Annotated in this window: 17 protein-coding genes and 1 riboswitch; of the genes, 8 read left to right on the top strand and 9 right to left on the bottom strand. The window is 70.3% G+C overall.

Annotation, left to right across the window (positions count from 1 at the left end):
• Positions 1 to 91: 91 nt before the first annotated feature.
• The gene (locus tag ACWD2L_RS40280) at positions 92 to 313 is read right to left on the bottom strand and encodes a hypothetical protein (RefSeq protein WP_351344709.1); all 222 of its coding nucleotides are present in this window, start codon (positions 311 to 313) and stop codon (positions 92 to 94) included.
• Between the two features lie 77 nt (positions 314 to 390).
• On the opposite strand from ACWD2L_RS40280, the gene ACWD2L_RS40275 reads away from it, so the two are divergent.
• The gene (locus ACWD2L_RS40275) at positions 391 to 678 is read left to right on the top strand and encodes a hypothetical protein (RefSeq protein WP_351344706.1); all 288 of its coding nucleotides are present in this window, start codon (positions 391 to 393) and stop codon (positions 676 to 678) included.
• Between the two features lie 29 nt (positions 679 to 707).
• Here ACWD2L_RS40275 and ACWD2L_RS40270 read toward each other — a convergent pair whose 3' ends face one another.
• Positions 708 to 1292, bottom strand: a complete 585-nt coding sequence (locus ACWD2L_RS40270) for a TetR/AcrR family transcriptional regulator (RefSeq protein WP_351344703.1) — start codon at positions 1290 to 1292, stop codon at positions 708 to 710.
• A 141-nt stretch (positions 1293 to 1433) separates the two neighbouring features.
• Here ACWD2L_RS40270 and ACWD2L_RS40265 point away from each other — a divergent pair, with 141 nt between their 5' ends.
• Positions 1434 to 2216: an SDR family NAD(P)-dependent oxidoreductase gene (locus ACWD2L_RS40265; RefSeq protein WP_351344700.1), complete on the top strand. Its 783-nt coding sequence runs from the start codon at positions 1434 to 1436 to the stop codon at positions 2214 to 2216.
• A 233-nt stretch (positions 2217 to 2449) separates the two neighbouring features.
• Here ACWD2L_RS40265 and groL read toward each other — a convergent pair whose 3' ends face one another.
• From groL to thrC, 4 genes are all read right to left on the bottom strand, one after another.
• Entirely contained in the window at positions 2450 to 4075 is a 1626-nt protein-coding gene (gene groL, locus ACWD2L_RS40260; RefSeq protein WP_351344697.1) for a chaperonin GroEL, read from the bottom strand.
• Between the two features lie 308 nt (positions 4076 to 4383).
• On the bottom strand, positions 4384 to 4590 hold the full coding sequence (locus tag ACWD2L_RS40255) for a cold-shock protein (RefSeq protein WP_030576453.1): 207 nt from the start codon (positions 4588 to 4590) through the stop codon (positions 4384 to 4386).
• Positions 4591 to 5021: 431 nt separating this feature from the next.
• On the bottom strand, positions 5022 to 5297 hold the full coding sequence (locus ACWD2L_RS40250; protein ID WP_351344693.1) for a MoaD/ThiS family protein: 276 nt from the start codon (positions 5295 to 5297) through the stop codon (positions 5022 to 5024).
• Between the two features lie 34 nt (positions 5298 to 5331).
• Positions 5332 to 6636, bottom strand: a complete 1305-nt coding sequence (gene thrC, locus ACWD2L_RS40245; protein WP_351344690.1) for a threonine synthase — start codon at positions 6634 to 6636, stop codon at positions 5332 to 5334.
• A gap of 18 nt (positions 6637 to 6654) precedes the next feature.
• Positions 6655 to 6810, bottom strand: a riboswitch (SAM riboswitch).
• 161 nt (positions 6811 to 6971) lie between these two features.
• On the opposite strand from thrC, the gene ACWD2L_RS40240 reads away from it, so the two are divergent.
• The 3 genes from ACWD2L_RS40240 to ACWD2L_RS40230 all read left to right on the top strand — a co-directional run bounded on the left by ACWD2L_RS40240 (position 6972) and on the right by ACWD2L_RS40230 (position 11504).
• The gene (locus ACWD2L_RS40240; RefSeq protein WP_351344712.1) at positions 6972 to 7919 is read left to right on the top strand and encodes a glucosyl-3-phosphoglycerate synthase; all 948 of its coding nucleotides are present in this window, start codon (positions 6972 to 6974) and stop codon (positions 7917 to 7919) included.
• Between the two features lie 38 nt (positions 7920 to 7957).
• Positions 7958 to 10024 carry a DUF7927 domain-containing protein gene (locus ACWD2L_RS40235; protein WP_351344687.1) on the top strand — a complete coding sequence of 689 codons (2067 nt, stop codon included), beginning with the start codon at positions 7958 to 7960 and terminating at the stop codon, positions 10022 to 10024.
• 88 nt (positions 10025 to 10112) lie between these two features.
• Positions 10113 to 11504, top strand: coding sequence for an alpha,alpha-trehalose-phosphate synthase (UDP-forming) (locus ACWD2L_RS40230; protein WP_351344684.1), 1392 nt, complete (start codon positions 10113 to 10115; stop codon positions 11502 to 11504).
• Here ACWD2L_RS40230 and otsB read toward each other — a convergent pair.
• From otsB to ACWD2L_RS40215, 3 genes are all read right to left on the bottom strand, one after another.
• Positions 11481 to 12311 (bottom strand): trehalose-phosphatase, encoded by an 831-nt coding sequence (gene otsB / locus ACWD2L_RS40225; RefSeq protein WP_351344680.1) that lies wholly within the window; start codon positions 12309 to 12311, stop codon positions 11481 to 11483. The genes ACWD2L_RS40230 and otsB overlap by 24 nt on opposite strands.
• A 157-nt stretch (positions 12312 to 12468) precedes the next feature.
• Positions 12469 to 12696: a DUF3263 domain-containing protein gene (locus ACWD2L_RS40220; protein WP_351345894.1), complete on the bottom strand. Its 228-nt coding sequence runs from the start codon at positions 12694 to 12696 to the stop codon at positions 12469 to 12471.
• A gap of 10 nt (positions 12697 to 12706) precedes the next feature.
• Entirely contained in the window at positions 12707 to 13978 is a 1272-nt protein-coding gene (locus ACWD2L_RS40215; RefSeq protein ID WP_351345891.1) for an ABC transporter substrate-binding protein, read from the bottom strand.
• Positions 13979 to 14117: 139 nt separating this feature from the next.
• On the opposite strand from ACWD2L_RS40215, the gene ACWD2L_RS40210 reads away from it, so the two are divergent.
• The 3 genes from ACWD2L_RS40210 to ACWD2L_RS40200 all read left to right on the top strand — a co-directional run bounded on the left by ACWD2L_RS40210 (position 14118) and on the right by ACWD2L_RS40200 (position 17239).
• A complete protein-coding gene (locus tag ACWD2L_RS40210) occupies positions 14118 to 15068 on the top strand; it encodes an ROK family protein (RefSeq protein ID WP_351345889.1) in 951 nt (316 codons plus the stop codon).
• Positions 15068 to 16204 carry an N-acetylglucosamine-6-phosphate deacetylase gene (gene nagA, locus ACWD2L_RS40205; RefSeq protein ID WP_351345886.1) on the top strand — a complete coding sequence of 379 codons (1137 nt, stop codon included), beginning with the start codon at positions 15068 to 15070 and terminating at the stop codon, positions 16202 to 16204. Before ACWD2L_RS40210 ends, nagA begins: the two co-directional genes overlap by 1 nt.
• Positions 16205 to 16309: 105 nt before the next feature.
• Complete coding sequence (locus ACWD2L_RS40200) at positions 16310 to 17239, top strand: 1-phosphofructokinase family hexose kinase (protein WP_351345883.1); 930 nt, start codon at positions 16310 to 16312, stop codon at positions 17237 to 17239.
• The last annotated feature ends 140 nt before the right edge of the window (positions 17240 to 17379 follow it).

Raw genomic sequence — 17379 nt, 5'->3', positions numbered from 1 at the left:
CTACGAGACCCTTCCGGCGCCTTGCGATCGCACGCACCAGACCCCGCGAGGCCCGCCCTCCGGGCGGACGACGCTACTTTCGAAACACGCCCTAGTAGTACCGGCCCGGCACATAGAAGTCGGGCGGCATGATCCCGGGGTGCGACGGCGCCACGAGACCCGCCGCCTCCGCTTCCTCGTTCGACATGATCACCGTGCCCGAGGCCGGCACCGGATCATGGTCGGCGGCGGACGCCGTGGCGGCACCCGCCCCCACCAGGGCCGTCGCCGCCAGGACCGTCGTCAATACGCGCTTGCGCAAGCTGTTCGTCATGCCCGCCCAACGACCGGCGTCACCCGCAGGTCACCGCTCCACATGCGCCCCGCCCCGCCCTCCCGCATTCTGGCCCCATGGCTGACAGCACCCTTTCGAAGATCTCCTGGACCGAGTTCCGCCCGGACCGGCGCCTGCTGACGGTGGGGGCAGCGCTCACCGGTATCGGCACCCTCACCGCGATGGCCGGGGTCGGCGTCCTCGTCTACGAGCTGGCGCGCGCGGGCCGCAGCTGGACCGGCAGCTGGGACGTCCCGCCCACCGAAATGGCCTCCCGCGCCCTCCACCAGGCCCAGGCCGTCGCGACGAGCGCGAGCCGCGCGGGCCGCGACACATGGAAGACGTACCAGGAGGGCGCGGCCTGACCTGCCGCCCCTGTTCTATGAGGCCCGTTCTATGAACCCGGCGTACCCACGCCGTGCAGCAACGTGTCCACGACCCGCGCGGCGAGGGCGTCCACGGCGGCATCGGTGTCGGGTGCCTGCCCCGCGGCTTCGTGAATGAGGGCGTAGTACACGGTCCGCGCCCAGTCCAGATCGGCGTCGGGACGCAACAGGCCGGCGTCGCGGGCGCGCGAGAACAGCGCCGCACAGCGGGTCATCACGTCCTCGTGGACGCGCGCGACCTCAGGGTCCGCGAGGGGGAGGGCGCCCATCGCGAAGCCCCAACTGGTCTTCACCCGAAGCACGTTCACGGTCGCCTGATAGAGCGCGACGGCCGGCGGCGACGTCTCCGGCCGCGCCGCCTCGACCGCCTCGTGGAACCGCTGCGTCGCCCAGGCCGCGAGCGCCCTGATCAACGCCTCCCGCGACGCGAACCGCCGGTGGACCGTGGTCCGCGCGACCCCGGCGGCCTCGGCGATCTGCTCCATCGTCGCCGCCGGATTCACGGCCAGCACCCGCTCGGCCGCTTCGAGGATCGCGCGCACGGTCCGTTCGGTGTCGGCACGAAGCGGCTTCGTGGAGGCGGGCTGCGCCATGGCGGGCAAATCCTTCCGATGGGGGACGACCTCAAAAGCGTACGCCAATGTGGCAACTCACCAACTACTTGCAACACGCATGACGCATATCCTATGTTCAACGCATCACCTGAGACGCAGGTGTCGACCAAGGGGAGCGTCATGGACCTGCAACTGAACGGCAAGACCGCCCTCGTCACGGGCGCCAGCCGAGGCATCGGGCTCGCCGTCGTCCAGTCCCTGGCCGCCGAAGGCGTACGCGTCGTCGCAGCCGCCCGCACCGCCGCCCCGGAGTGGAAAGCGGCCGGGGCGATACCGGTGACGGTGGACCTGTCCGACCCGGCCGGGGCCGAGCGGCTGGTCACGGAGGCCGTGGCCGAGCTGGGCGGGATCGACATCCTGGTCAACAACGTCGGGGGCGGCGACGGCGCCCTGAGCGGCGGCTTCCTCGACCTGACCGACGACCAGTGGGCGCAGGTGACGGACCTGAACTTCTCCGCCACCGTCCGCGTCACCCGCGCCGCGCTACCCGCCCTGCTGGCCGCCCGCGGCTCGATCGTCAACGTCTCCTCGACCAGCGCCCGCGTCCCGCAGGGCAGCCCCATCGCGTACGCCACGGCCAAGGCCGCGCTCACCGCGTTCGGCAAGGGCCTGGCGGAGGAGTTCGGCTCGCGGGGGGTCCGGGTGAACACCGTCTCGCCGGGCCCGGTCCGCACCGCGATGTGGGAGAGCCCGACGGGTTACGGCGCCGGGGTCGCCACCGCCATGGGCATCGACCACACCGACCTCCTGGCCGGACTGCCCACGGCGACAGGCATGCTCATCGACCGCCTCATCGAACCCGAAGAGGTCGCGACCCTGATCACCTACCTGTCGTCCCCCCTCGCCGCCGCGACCACAGGCACCGACCACCTCATCGACGCCGGCTCGGTCAAAACCGCCTGACCCATTGAAGCCCCGCCGACGCCCATTCAAGCCCCGCCGGCGATTGAGGCGCGGGGCCCGGGGCAGAGCCCCGATCTTTCAAGCCCCGCACTTCGAACGAGAGCCAGCGGGGCCCGGGGCAGAGCCCCGCGACCGCACCCACGGCTGGCCGCAACAAAACGCCCGAGGGCGGCACCGTCTCACGTAGAGACAGTGCCGCCCTCGGGTTACAGACGAGCTGAACCGCGACCGGCTCAGAAGTCCATGTCACCGCCCGGCATCCCGCCACCGGCCGGCGCAGCGCCCGCCTTCTCCGGCTTGTCGGCGATGACAGCCTCGGTGGTGAGGAACAGCGCGGCGATGGACGCGGCGTTCTGCAGGGCAGAGCGCGTGACCTTCGCCGGGTCGATGATGCCCTCGGCGATCATGTCGACGTAGTCACCCGTGGCGGCGTTCAGACCGTGACCGACGGTCAGGTTGCGCACCTTCTCCACGACGACGCCACCCTCGAGACCACCGTTGACGGCGATCTGCTTGAGCGGGGCCTCGAGCGCGAGCTTCACGGCGTTGGCGCCGGTCGCCTCGTCACCCTCGAGCTCCAGCTTCTCGAACACCGCGGAGGCCTGGAGGAGGGCCACGCCACCACCGGCGACGATGCCCTCTTCGACGGCCGCCTTCGCGTTGCGAACGGCGTCCTCGATGCGGTGCTTGCGCTCCTTGAGCTCGACCTCGGTGGCCGCGCCCGCCTTGATGACGGCCACGCCGCCGGCGAGCTTGGCGAGGCGCTCCTGGAGCTTCTCGCGGTCGTAGTCCGAGTCGCTGTTCTCGATCTCGGCACGGATCTGGTTGACGCGACCCTGGACCTGGTCGCTCTCACCGGAGCCGTCGACGATCGTCGTCTCGTCCTTGGTGATGACGACCTTGCGGGCGCGGCCGAGCAGGTCGAGACCGGCGTTCTCGAGCTTGAGGCCGACCTCCTCGGAGATGACCGTGCCGCCCGTGAGGATGGCGATGTCGCCGAGCATGGCCTTGCGGCGGTCACCGAAGCCCGGGGCCTTGACGGCGACGGACTTGAAGGTGCCACGGATCTTGTTGACGACCAGCGTCGACAGGGCCTCGCCCTCGACGTCCTCGGCGATGATCAGCAGCGGCTTGCCGGACTGCATGACCTTCTCGAGCAGCGGAAGGAGGTCCTTCACGTTCGAGATCTTCGAGTTCACGATCAGGATGTACGGGTCGTCGAGCGACGACTCCATGCGCTCCATGTCCGTGGCGAAGTACGCCGAGATGTAGCCCTTGTCGAAGCGCATGCCCTCGGTGAGCTCGAGCTCCAGACCGAAGGTCTGGGACTCCTCGACGGTGATGACGCCTTCCTTGCCGACCTTGTCCATGGCCTCGGCGATGAGCTCGCCGATCTGGGTGTCGGCGGCCGAGATGGAGGCGGTGGAGGCGATCTGCTCCTTGGTCTCCACCTCCTTGGCCTGCTCGAGGAGAGCGGCGGAGACGGCCTCGGTGGCGCGCTCGATGCCGCGCTTGAGGGCCATCGGGTTGGCGCCGGCGGCTACGTTGCGAAGGCCTTCGCGAACGAGCGCCTGGGCCAGGACGGTCGCGGTCGTCGTGCCGTCACCGGCGACGTCGTCCGTCTTCTTCGCGACCTCCTTGACCAGCTCGGCGCCGATCTTCTCGTACGGGTCCTCGAGCTCGATCTCCTTGGCGATGGACACACCATCGTTGGTGATCGTGGGGGCGCCCCACTTCTTCTCGAGGACGACGTTGCGACCCTTGGGGCCCAGGGTCACCTTGACGGCGTCGGCGAGCTGGTTCATGCCGCGCTCGAGGCCGCGCCGTGCCTCCTCGTCGAACGCGATGATCTTGGCCATGTGAAGTGGTCCTCCCGGACGGGGTGGAAAAGCAAGCAAACGGACCGTGCTGGTGCCCGCGACGGACGGTCTGCAGACCGTGTGGTTCCTTGCACCACCCGGCCCCCGGACCTCACCGACCCGATCCAAGTTCTGTCACTCTCACTCGGAGAGTGCTAAGCCCAATGATTAGCACTCGACCCCCTCGAGTGCAAGGTGCTCTCCTCATCGCGAACAGTCCCACGCAGCACGAAGGGCCCGCCCCCCGGTCACCCGGGAGACGAGCCCTTCATGACGTGCGACGTGCAAGCTTGCAGTCGGACGCGCGTTCAGCCGGCGGCCACGCGGACCATGTCGGCCTGCGGCCCCTTCTGGCCCTGCGAGATCTCGAATTCCACCCGCTGACCCTCTTCGAGGGTGCGGTAGCCGTCCATCTGAATCGCGCTGTAGTGGACGAACACATCCGCACCACCGTCGACCGCGATGAAGCCGTACCCCTTCTCCGCGTTGAACCACTTGACGGTGCCCTGAGCCATGCCTAACTCCCCTATTACTGGCCCTTACGCAGGACCGCACTTCGCGGACCCGGGTCAGACCTCACGCCCCATGGGATATGGGGGTGTGCGCCGGAACGCGTCGACCGCGGCTGAATGTATCTGCCCAACTGCCGTCTGCAACAGGTCAATCGGACGAGAATTCTGGGCACGCCAGATCGGGGGAACCGGGCCAACTCACCGGATCCCAGGGCAAGTCGGGCCGCGCAAATGCCATAAAAGGCCCGAATGGGCCGGTTACTTTGGCTACTTCTTGTCGGGCTCCGGGCGAGAACTCATATGCGCCCGTCATGCACCGTTCATGGAAACGCAGCAGCTTCCCCAACTGTACCGCGCTCAACCATGCAGAATTGCCCCCTCCGCTTCTCTGGCGGAGAGGGCAATTCGGATAACTCTGGGTAGAACGCGAACGATCAGCCGCCGGCGACGGCCGGAATGATCGAGACGCCCGCGCCGTCCGGCGTCGCCGTCTCGAGGCCCTGCTCGAAGCGGACGTCGTCGTCGTTCACGTAGACGTTCACGAAGCGGCGCAGCTTGCCCTGGTCGTCGAGGACGCGGGCGGCGATGCCGGTGTGGTTCTTCTCGAGGTCGGCGATGACGTCGGCGAGGGTGCCGCCCTCTGCGGCGACCTCGGACTTGCCGCCCGTGTAGGTGCGCAGGATGGTGGGGATGCGAACGTTGACGCTCATGGTGGTAACTCCTGTTGCTACAAGTCGGTCGGGCTCAGTGGTCGGCGGCGAGGCCGGCCTCGCGGAACGCGTCGAGGTTCGGCCGGATCGTGGCCGTGGCCTGGGACGAATCGGCGACCGCGGCAAGCGTCTTGAGGCCGTCACCGGTGTTCAGGACCACCGTGGTCAGCGACGGGTCGATCTGGCCCGCCTCGATGAGCTTCTGCGTGACGCCGAGGGTCACACCACCGGCGGTCTCGGCGAAGATGCCCTCCGTGCGCGCGAGCAGCTTGATCGCGTCGACGACCTGCTCGTCGTTCACGTCCTCCACGGCGCCGCCGGTACGGCGCGCGATGTCGAGGACGTAGGGGCCGTCGGCGGGGTTGCCGATGGCGAGGGACTTGGCGATGGTGGTCGGCTTCTGCGGGCGGACCACGTCGTGGCCGCCCTTGTAGGCGACGGAGACCGGGGAGCAGCCCTCGGCCTGGGCGCCGAACAGCTTGTACGGCTTGTCCTCGACGAGGCCGAGCTTGATCAGCTCCTTCAGGCCCTTGTCGATCTTCGTGAACTGCGAGCCGGACGCGATCGGGATGACCAGCTGGTCGGGAAGGACCCAGCCCAGCTGCTCGCAGATCTCGTACGCGAGCGTCTTGGAACCCTCGCCGTAGTACGGGCGCAGGTTGACGTTGACGAAGCCCCAACCCTCGCCCAGCGGGTCGCCGATGAGCTCGGAGCAGAAGCGGTTCACGTCGTCGTAGTTGCCCTCGATGGCGACGAGGTCACCGCCGTAGACGCCGGCCATGACGACCTTGCCCTCTTCCAGGTCGTGCGGGATGAACACGCAGGACCGGAAGCCGGCACGGGCGGCAGCGGCGCCGACGGCGCCGGCCAGGTTGCCGGTGGAGGAGCAGGAGAGCGTGGTGAAGCCGAAGGCGCGGGCGGCCTCGATGGCCTGCGCGACGACGCGGTCCTTGAAGGAGTGCGTCGGGTTGCCGGAGTCGTCCTTGACGAACAACTTGCCCTCGGCGACGCCCAGTTCACGGCCGAGGTTGTCGGCCTTGACGAGCTTGGTCCAGCCGGGGTTGATGTTCGGCTTCTCGGCGACGTCGGCCGGGACGGGCAGCAGCGGGGCGTAGCGCCAGATGTTGGCGGGTCCTGCCTCGATCTGCTTGCGCAGCGTCTCGGGGTCACCGACGGGGAGGTCGTACGCGACTTCGAGCGGGCCGAAACACTCGGCGCAGGCGAAGACGGGGCCGAGCGGGACGACGGCGCCGCACTCGCGGCAGGAGAGGCCGGATGCCGGACCAAGGTCGACGGCGTCGGTGGCGGCGGTTTCGGTGGCGACAGTCTGTACAGCCATGAGAGGCGAGGCCCTTTCTCCTCATCTTTCCCGTGACGCATCTCGCCACGAGACGGATTTGGCACCTTCACTAGCCGGGAGCCTCGCGAGCGCACTGGAGTGTGCGAAACGAGACCGGCTGGAGGGTTGCCGGGGCTTCAACGGGCCGTTTCCCTCTGCCCCTCTGGATGAGCGGTATTCGATTGTGTGGATTCAGTTGTGTACGGCAGGCGACCCCCGGCATGCGATGGTCACCGACCTTGTTCAAGACTGTAACCGAAGGCCCGGACCGCAGAGATAGTCGTCCGAACCGCGAGATGGATCACATGTCGATCCTTAGGGAAGGAACCCAGACCGTGCTGGAAGAGGTCGAGCGCTGGCTGAACAGGCGCTCCTGGTCCGTGGCGGACCATCCGCTGCACCGGTTGGTCGCCGCCAAGCACGCGTCGGGGCAGACGGTGAGTGTCGTACTGCCCGCGCTGAACGAGGAGGAGACGGTCGGCGAGATCGTCTCCGAGATCCGGCGGACGCTGATGACGGACGCGGTGCCGCTCGTCGACGAGCTCGTCGTGATCGACTCCGGCTCCACCGACCGCACCTCCCAGGTCGCGGCGGCGGCCGGGGCGCGCGTCGAGCACCGGGACGCGATCCTGCCGCGGATCCCGGCAAGGCCCGGCAAGGGCGAGGTGCTGTGGCGCTCCCTTTTCGTCACGTCCGGTGACATCGTGTGTTTCGTCGACGCCGACCTGAAGGAGTTCTCCGCGGACTTCGTCTCCGGGATCGTCGGGCCGCTCCTGACCGATCCGGGCGTGCACTTCGTGAAGGCGATGTACGACCGTCCGCTGGCCGGGGCCACCGGGGAGGGCGGCCGGGTGACCGAGCTGATGGCGCGGCCGATACTCAATCTGCACTGGCCCCAACTGGCCGGATTCGTCCAGCCGTTGGGCGGCGAGTACGCGGCCCGGCGCTCGCTCCTCGAGCGGCTCCCGTTCCCCGTCGGATACGGCGTGGAGCTCGGCCTGCTCGTGGACGCGCTGCACACCGTGGGCCTGGACGCGCTGGCCCAGGTCGACGTCGGCGTGCGCAAGCACCGGCACCAGGACGGGCAGGCGCTCGGCCGGATGGCGGCGGCGATCTACCGCACCGCCCAGCTGCGGCTGGCGCGCGGGCACCTCATCAGGCCGGTGCTCACGCAGTTCGAGCGGGGCGAGGACGGCTTCGAGCCGCGCACCCACGAGGTCGACACGGAGGAGCGGCCGCCGATGATCGAAATCGGTGAGTATGCGGAGCGTCGCGCGGCGTAATCGCGGGATGATCATGATTATTGCCTAGATTGCCCCTTATGTGGCTTAAACATCTCAAGGGCATGGCGGCGCTCGCCGCCACAGTAACGGCCGCCGCGACACTCGTCGCCGCGGCCGTCCCCGCGTCCGCCGTCGTCGTCGACCCCTTCGCCAAGCGGTACGAGGAAGCGCTGTACGGCGACTTCATCACCCTCGGCAACACCGTCATGCAGTGCCCGTCCACTCCCGCGGACGACGCGGCGCGGTGTCGAGCCGCACAAGCCGGGACCACGACGGAGAACAACAACCAGTTCGACATGCAGTACACGGACACGGCCGGGTTCGGCACCGGCGTCCTGAACTCCTCGACCGGTGAGGTGACGATCCCGCCGGGCGCCACGGTCGCGTACGCCCGCCTGTTCTGGGGCGGCAACGACGGCACGTACAAACTGGGCCGCAACCAGATCAACCGCTGCGACACCGCGGGCCCCGCCACCTCGCCGACCGACAGCGGCCCGCTGGACACGCGGCCCCGGGTGCGGGTGAACGGCGGGCCCGAGTCCCAGGTGGCCGTGGAGAACGCGGTGCGCACCCCGGCCGAGGTCGGCGGCCCGCACTACTACACGGCCGAGTCCGACGTCACCTCGCTGTTCGCCGGCGTCACCACCGGCTCCCCGGTGCCGGTCGCGGTCGGCGACGTCTGGGCGCCCACCGGCAAGGGCTGCGTCGGCGGCTGGTCGCTGACCGTCGTCTACAAGTACGACGCCCCCAACGCCCAGTACGCGCCCACCCGCCGCAACGTCTACGTGTACGGCGGCCACGTGGTGCAGCAGTCCAAGGACCCCGACACCACGATCTCCATCGACGACTTCTACCGCACGGGCACCCGCGACGTACGCGCCGGCGTCACCGCGTACGAGGGCGACGCGAACGTGACGGGTGACCAGTTCCTGGTGAACGGGCAGCGGATCGCGGACCCCGACGGCGGCGGCACGAACAACTTCTTCGACAGCCACGCCAACGGCGCACTCGACCCGAACGACCACAACAACTTCAGCATCGACGCGAAGGAGGCGATCATCCCGTCGGCCGCGCTGCCGCAGGGTTCGACCTCCGCCGATCTGACGTTCCGCACCAGGGGCGACACCTACGTGCCCTCGGCACTCGCCTTCTCCGTGCCGGTGCCCGACCTGGAGATCAAGAAGAGCGCCACGCCGAAGAAGGTCGCCCCCGGCGGCAAGGTGACGTACACGATCACCGCCAAGAACATCGGCGACCTCGACTACCCGGGCGCCAAGCTCAGCGACGAACTGGACGACGTGCTGGACGACGGCACGTACAACGGGGACGCCAAGGCCGACATCGGCAACGTCACGTACGACGCGCCGAAGCTGAGCTGGCGCGGCGACGTACCGGCCGGCAAGACCGCGACGATCACCTACAGCGTCACGCTGCACGACCCGCTCACCGGCGACGGCAAACTGACCAACGACGTGATGGCGGAGGACACCCCGCGCACCAACTGCGAGGAGGGCACGGAGGATCCGAACTGCGGCTTCTCGCCGGAGATCGAGAAGCCGGAGCCGCCCACCCCGCCGCTGAAGATCGTCACCACCCCGGAGCCCACGACCGCTCCCCCGTGCTCCACGGTCAAGAACACCATCACCATCCGCAACGACAGCGAATACCCGCGCGATAACGCCGCGATCTCCTGGCCCACGAAGGGCGCCGTCGGCACCCCCACCGCCAGCGGCGGCACCATCAGCAAGAAGGGCTCGTCCTTCTACTGGAACGGCACCGTGCCCGCCCACGGCAAGGTGGTCATCAAGGAGAACGTCAAGGCCTCCTGCACTCCGGGGGCGGCCATTGTCATCCCGGTGACCGGTGAGGTGTCCGGCACCAACTGCACCGCCCGCACGCGCGGCGGCGACGACCCGTGCACCGCGGTGATCGGCACCAAGCGCCAGCAGGCGCGGCCCGCTCCGCCGCAGCAGCAGCATCCGCACGGATCGGAGCTGGCCGAGACCGGCGCCGACTCACACACCCTGCTGTACGGCGGGCTCGCCGTCACGCTGTGCGGGCTCGGCGCGCTGATCCTCGCCGCCGTCCGCGGCCGCAAGAACTGACCCGACCGCGGGTTTCGTACACGGCCGGGTCCCCGTCGGGGGCCCGGCCTTACGTTTGAACGTTTCCGGGCCGGGCTAGCGTGCCCCTATGAGTTCCACGACGCATGGTGCTGCTGAGGTTCTCGTCGCGTCCAACCGCGGCCCGGTCTCGTACGAGGTCGACGACGCCGGGGGGATCGCTGCGAAGCGTGGCGGGGGCGGTCTGGTGTCGGCGCTCGGCGTCGTCGAGGACAAGCTGTGGGTGTGCTCGGCGCTGAGCGAGGGCGACCGGGAGGCGGTGCGGCGCGGGGTCGCCGAGCCGGGGGTGCGGATGCTCGACATCGACGCCGACGTGCACACGGACGCGTACAACGGGATCGCGAACTCGGTGCTGTGGTTCGTGCACCACATGCTGTTCCAGACGCCTCTGGAGCCGTCGTTCGGCCCGGAGTTCCGCAGGCGGTGGGCGTCCTACGAGGCGTACAACCAGGCCTTCGCCGAGGCGCTCGCCGAGGAGGCGGCGCCGGGCGCGACGGTGGTCGTGCAGGACTATCACCTGACGCTGGTGCCGGGGATGCTCCGCGAACTCCGCGGCGACCTGCGGATCGGGCACTTCTCGCACACGCCCTGGGCGCCCGTCGACTACTTCCGGATGCTGCCCGACGACATCGCCGAGCAGGTGCTCAGGGGCATGCTCGGGGCCGACCGCTGTGCGTTCCTGACCCGGCGCTGGGCGGACGCCTTCACCGACTGCTGTACGCATCTCGTCGGCGGCACGTCCGGGACCCGGATCGGGGTGCACGGGCTCGGCGCCGACGCGGACTTCCTGCGCGAGCGGGCGCACCGGGACGACGTGGAGGAACGGCTTGCGGCGCTGCGGGCGCAGATCGGCGGGGACGGTTCACGGAAGGTGATCGTCCGGGTCGACCGGACCGAGTTGTCGAAGAACATCGTGCGGGGGCTGTGGGCGTACGAGCTGCTCCTCGAGTCCGCGCCCGAGTGGCGGGAGCGGGTCGTGCACGTCGCGTTCGCGTATCCGTCGCGGCAGGATCTGGCCGTGTACCGCGACTACACGGACGAGGTGGCGCGGGTCGCCGAGTCCATCAACTCCCGCTGGGGCACGGAGAGTTGGACCCCGGTCGTACTCCACGTGAAGGACGACTTCGCGCGCTCGCTCGCGGCGTACCGGCTCGCGGACGTGGCCCTGGTGAACCCCATCAGGGACGGGATGAACCTGGTCGCCAAGGAGGTGCCGGTCGTCTCCGACGACGGGTGCGCGCTGGTGCTGTCGCGGGAGGCGGGGGCGTACGAGGAGCTGGCCGAGGACGCGCTGATCGTCAACCCCTATGACGTGAGCGGGACTTCGCGGGCCCTCGCGGAGGCGCTCGCCATGCCGTGGGACGAGCGGGCGGAGCGCACGAAGCGGCTCGCCGCGGCGGCGACGGCGCTGCCGCCGGGGGCGTGGTTCCTGGAGCAGCTAGAGGCGCTGCGCCAGGGCTGAGAAGAAGGCCGCGAGTTCGGCGGGGCCGTCCACCAACAGGTCGGCCCTGTCGGCGAGTTCGGGCACGACCGTGTCCGCCGCCACCAGGAGGCCCGGGACGCCGTCGGAGCGGAGCTTCTCCACCGCCGCGAAGGCCGGGAGGTCGCCGAGGTCGTCGCCCGCGTAGAGGACGGACTCCGCGCCCACCTCCCGTACGTACTCGGTGAGCGCCACGCCCTTGTCGACGCCGGGTGGACGCAGCTCCAGGACCAGGCGGCCCGGCTCCACGATCAGCCCGTGCCGGGCGGCGAGCTCCGCCAGAGGTTCGCGGAGGGCCTCGAAGGCGGCCTGCGGGTCATGGGCGCGGCGGGTGTGGACGGCGACGGCGCGGCCCTTCTCCTCGACGTACGTGTCGTGCCAGAGGTTCGACTCGGCCAGGACGCCGGGGAGTTCGGAGCGGACGGAGGCGACGCCGGGGTGCGGGGCGGGGGCGGTGACCGTGCCGGTGACGGCGTCCCAGCGTTCGGCGCCGTAGTGGCCGAGGACGACCAGGTGCTCGAGTCCGGGAACACCGGCGAAGCCACCGTGGCGGACCGCGGTGGCCGCGGGGCGGCCGGTGATGACCGCGACGGAGGCGACCTTGGGGGCGAGTGCGGCGAGGGCGGGGACGGTGTCGGGGTGGGCGCGGGCCTGGTCGGGGTCCGGGACGATGGGGGCGAGGGTGCCGTCGAAATCGATGCCGACGACCCCCCTCCGGGGGTGAGCCAGGAGGGCATCCAGCCCCTCACGTCCTGCGGTCGTCCGGGGGGCGTGCTCATGGCGGGCCATGCCATTGACGATAGCCGGGGTTGCACTCACGGGGCTCTGCCCCGGACCCCGCTGCTCAATCGCCGCAGGGGTTTGAAATACCAAACCCCCGCGGCGGGTGGGCAAAACAAGCCCCGCCGGCGATTGAGGCGCGGGGTCCGGGGCGGAGCCCCGGGGGTTAGCGTTCGCGGCGGCGCGCGTCCCGGACTCGGCGCAACCTGTTCACCGTCACCGGGGCGAATTCGACGGCCCGTGGGTCGTCCAGGAGGGCGTTGAGGAGTTGGTAGTAGCGGACGGGGGCCAGGTCCAGGTCCTCGCGGATCGCGCGCTCCTTGGCTCCCGGGGAGGGCCAGCCACGGCCCTCGAAGGTGAGGACCGCGCGCTCGCGATCGCCGAGAGGATCCATACCCGCCACGCTACTCGGCGGATTCCGCCGCCGCCGCATGGTTCTGGATCGCGCCGAGCGTCCCCGCCGCACTGCCCCGCGGCGCGACCGTGGAGCCGATCTGCTTCTTGAGCTCGGCGCTGACCTCGGGCCAGGACGTCTTGTTGGCCGGGTAGTACGTCGCACCCGCGAGCTCGTCGATGAACGGTCGCAGCGCCTTGTCCTTCGCCGAGGACGTCATCGCGTTCGACGCGGAGACCGTGACCGGCGCGACGGTGTACTTGCGGGAGAAGTCGAGGACGTTCTTCTGGTTGTAGGCGTAGTCGAGGAACTCCCCGGTCTCCTTGGGGTGACCGCCCTGCTTGAACGCCATCATCCAGTCGTTGACGCCCATCGTGGACCTGGGCGTGCCGGACGGACCGGGGATCGCCACGTCTCCGTAGTCGACGCCCTTGGCCTTCGCCATGTTCATCAGCGTGGGGTGGCCCGACACCATGCCGACCTGGCCCTTGGCGAAGGCCTGGAACGCGGGCGTGCGGTTGAGCTTCGCGGGGGCCGTCGGGCCGGTGAGGCCCTTGGTGACCAGGTTGCTCTTGAGCCAGGACAGCGCCTCGACGTTCTTCTTGTCGTCGAGGGCGTAGCTGCCGACGTTGTCGATGTAGCCGCCGCCGTTGCTGAGCATCCAGATCAACGTCTCGGCCTGCGCCTCTTCCGTGCCGAGCGGCAGCGCGAAGGGGTAGCGCACGCCCTGCGCCTTGAGCGCCTTGGCGTCGGACACCAGGTCGGCCCAGGTCTTCGGCGGCGTGATGCCGGCCTCGGCGAAGAGCTTCTTGTTGTAGAAGAGGCGGCGCGTGGAGGCGGCGAACGGCATGCCGTACTGCGCGCCCTTGATCTCGCCCGCCTGGCTCATCTGGCCGACGAAATCGGCCTGGACCGGCACGGAGAGCAGTTTGTCGACGGGGTACAGCTTGCCCGCCGCCGCGTAGTCGGCGTACGCGCCGATCTGCGCCATGTCGGGCGCGTGGCCCGCGGCGACCATGTCCTTGACCTTCTTGTCGACGACGTCCCAGGAGTGCACGTCGACGTCGACCTTGATGTTCGGGTGCTTCTTCTCGAAGCCGGCGGCGAGGTCGTCCCAGTACTTCTGGGAGCTGTTGGCCTGCGAGTCGCCGTAGTCGGCCGCGACCAGCCGCAGCGTGACGGCGTCGTCCGAGTCGCCGCTTCCACAGGCGGTGAGCAGCGACGACGCGGCCACCACCCCGAGCGCGGCCGCCACGGTCAGAGCGGTCCTCCCCTTGCGCACTGCCGCACTCCAACTGTGTCCTTCGCGCCACAGGCCTGTCCCATGGTCTCCCGGAAGGTCTACACCACATGGGCGCCGGAGCGGAAACGAGGGGGGACTGGACTAGACCTCTCAAGGGTGGACGAGCGAGACTGTCTCCGTGAAACATGTCATCGCCCTCGACGTGGGCGGCACCGGGATGAAGGCCGCCCTGGTCGGGGCCGACGGCAATCTGCTGCACCAGGCGCGCCGGGCGACCCAGCGCGAGCGCGGCGCCGACGCGGTCGTGGAGTCGATCCTCGGCTTCGCCGCCGACCTGCGCGCGTACGGCGAGCAGCACCTCGGCGAGCCCGCCCGCGCCGCCGGGGTCGCGGTGCCCGGCGTCGTGGACGAGAGAGACGGTATCGCCCTGTTCGCCGCCAACCTCGGCTGGCGCGACGTCCCCATGCGGTCCCTGCTCAGCGAGCGGCTCGGCGGCATCCCCGTGGCGCTCGGCCACGACGTGCGCACCGGGGGGCTCGGCGAGGGCCGACTCGGGGCCGGCAAGGACGCCGACCGGTTCCTGTTCATGCCGCTGGGCACCGGGATCGCCGGCGCCATCGGCATCGACGGCCGCATCGAGCCCGGCGCGCACGGCTCCGCGGGCGAGATCGGCCATGTGGTCGTCCGCCCCGGCGGCGTGGCCTGCGGCTGCGGTCAGCGCGGCTGTCTGGAGCGGTACGCGTCCGCCTCCGCGGTCACCCTGGCCTGGCAGGAGGCGAGCGGCGACGAGAAGGCGACCGCGGCGGACTGCGCGAAGGCCGTCGACGCGGGCGACCCGAAGGCGGTCCAGGTCTGGCGGGACGCGGTGGACGCGCTCGCCGACGGCCTGGTGCTCGCGCTCACTCTGCTGGACCCCCGCACGCTGATCATCGGTGGCGGGCTCGCCGAGGCCGGGGAAACCTTGTTCACACCCCTGCGTGCGGCCGTCGCGGAGCGCGTCACCTTCCAGGCGCTCCCCACGATCGTCCCGGCCGTCCTCGGGGACAGCGCCGGATGCCTGGGCGCGGGACTGCTCGCCTGGGACCTGCTAGCCGACGTCACTGTCGACACCACGGAGGTAACCGCCTGATGGCCACAGCAAAGGTGCTCGCCGGTGCCAAGGTGGTACTGCCCACCGGGACCGTCACCGACGGACGCGTCATCGTCGACGGCACGAAGATCGCCGGGGTTGCCCCGGACGGCGCCGAGACCGTCGACCTGACAGGCCACTGGGTGGTCCCCGGCTTCGTCGACATCCACAACCACGGCGGTGGCGGCGCGTCCTTCACCTCCGGCACGCTCGAAGAGATCCTCACGGGCGTACGGACGCACCACCACCACGGCACGACCACGGTCGTCGCGTCCTTCGTCACCGGCAGCATGGACTTCCTCATCCAGCGCGCGGGGCTGCTCTCCGAGCTGGCCGAGCACGGGGAGATCGCGGGCATCCACTTCGAGGGCCCGTTCATCTCGCCGTGCCGCAAGGGCGCCCACGACGAGACGCTGCTGCGCGACCCCGACCCGGCCGAGGTCCGCAAGCTGCTCGACGCCGCCCGCGGCCAGGCCAAGATGGTCACCCTCGCCACCGAACGGCCCGGCGGCATCGACTCCGTACGCCTCCTCGCCGAGCACGGCGTGATCGCCGCGATCGGCCACACCGACGCCACGTACGAGCAGACGGTGGAGGCCATCGACGCGGGTGCCACGGTCGCCACGCACCTGTTCAACGCGATGCCCGGCCTCGGCCACCGCGCCCCCGGGCCGATCGCGGCGCTCCTGGAGGACGAGCGGATCACCGTCGAGCTGATCAACGACGGCACGCATCTGCACCCGGCCGCCCTGGAGCTGGCGTTCCATCACAAGGGCGCGGGGAAGGTCGCGTTCATCACCGACGCGATGGACGCGGCCGGGTTCGGCGACGGGCGCTACATGCTCGGCACGCTGGAGGTCGAGGTGAAGGACAGCGTGGCGCGGCTCGTCGAGGGCGGCTCCATCGCGGGCTCGACGCTCACCCTGGACCGGGCGTTCAAGCGGGCGGTCACGATCGACAAGCTGCCCGTCGAGGACGTCGTCCGGGCCATCTCCGTCAACCCGGCCCAACTCCTCGGCGTGTACGACAAGGTGGGCTCGCTGGAGCCCGGCAAGGACGCCGACCTCGTGGTCCTGGACGCGGAGTTCGAGGTCAAGGGCGTGCTCCGCAAGGGCGAGTGGCTGGTCCGGCCGTAACCCCCGGCGAATACAGGGCGGTTGACCCGCGGTCTGGGCCAACCGCCTTGACTTTGGCATGATCAGGCCCCGTTACTGAAAGTACGTAAGGGGGGGTGAGGTCCTGTGATCCTCACGGTCACGCTGAACACCGCACTCGACATCACGTACCGGGTGCGGTCCCTGCGCCCGCACACGACGCACCGCGTCAACGAGGTCGTCGAGCGGCCCGGCGGCAAGGGTCTGAACGTGGCGCGGGTGCTTGCCGCGCTCGGTCACGAGGTGGCAGTGACGGGATTCGTGGGCGGCGCGACAGGCCGCACACTCCAGGACCAGCTGCTCGACACCCCCGGTGTCGCGGACGCCCTGGTGCCCGTGTCCGGCACGACCCGCCGCACGATCGCCGTCGTCGACGCCTCGACCGGCGACACGACGCAGCTCAACGAGCCGGGCCCGACGATCACGCCCGCCGAGTGGGCGGCCTTCCAGGAGGCGTACGCGGATCTGCTCCGCTCCGCCTCAGCGGTCGCCCTGTGCGGGAGCCTGCCGCCGGGCGTCCCGGTCGGCGCCTACGCGACGCTCGTACGGGCCGCGCGTGCCGCCTCCGTCCCGGTGCTGTTGGACACCAGCGGCGAACCGCTGCGTCGCGGTGTCGCCGCCCGCCCCGACCTGGTGAAACCGAACGCGGACGAGCTGGCCGAACTCACCGGCTCCCACGAGCCGTTGCAGGCCATGAAGGACGCGCGGCGGCGCGGGGCGCATGCGGTGGTCGCTTCGCTCGGGGCGGAGGGGCTGTGCGCGCTCACGGCGGACGGGGAGTGGCGGGCGCCGGCCCCCGACCGTCTCGCCGGTAACCCGACGGGGGCGGGGGACTCGGCGGTGGCGGGGCTGCTGTCGGGCCACGTCGCCCACCTTCCGTGGCCCCAGCGCCTGGCCCGCGCGGTGGCCCTGTCGGCGGCGACCGTCGTGTCCCCCGTCGCCGGCGAATTCGACCCGTCGACGTACGAGGCCCTGGTCGGCCGGATCACGGTCGCGCAACAGGTCGGCGCGGCCTGACTCCGTCAAGACTCGACGGCGATTGAGCCAATCAAGCCCAGCCACGGCTACCCGGCGAGCGCCCCCCCGGGGGCGCCCCCGGCCCCGCCGCCCTCACCGCGGCGTGGGGGACGGGGCGGCCCACCAACGCCCCCACACAC

The sequence above is a fragment of the Streptomyces sp. NPDC002754 genome, from assembly GCF_053592315.1.
The sequence above is the reverse complement of the archived record's forward strand: the minus strand, read 5'-3'. Positions and strand labels throughout refer to the sequence as shown.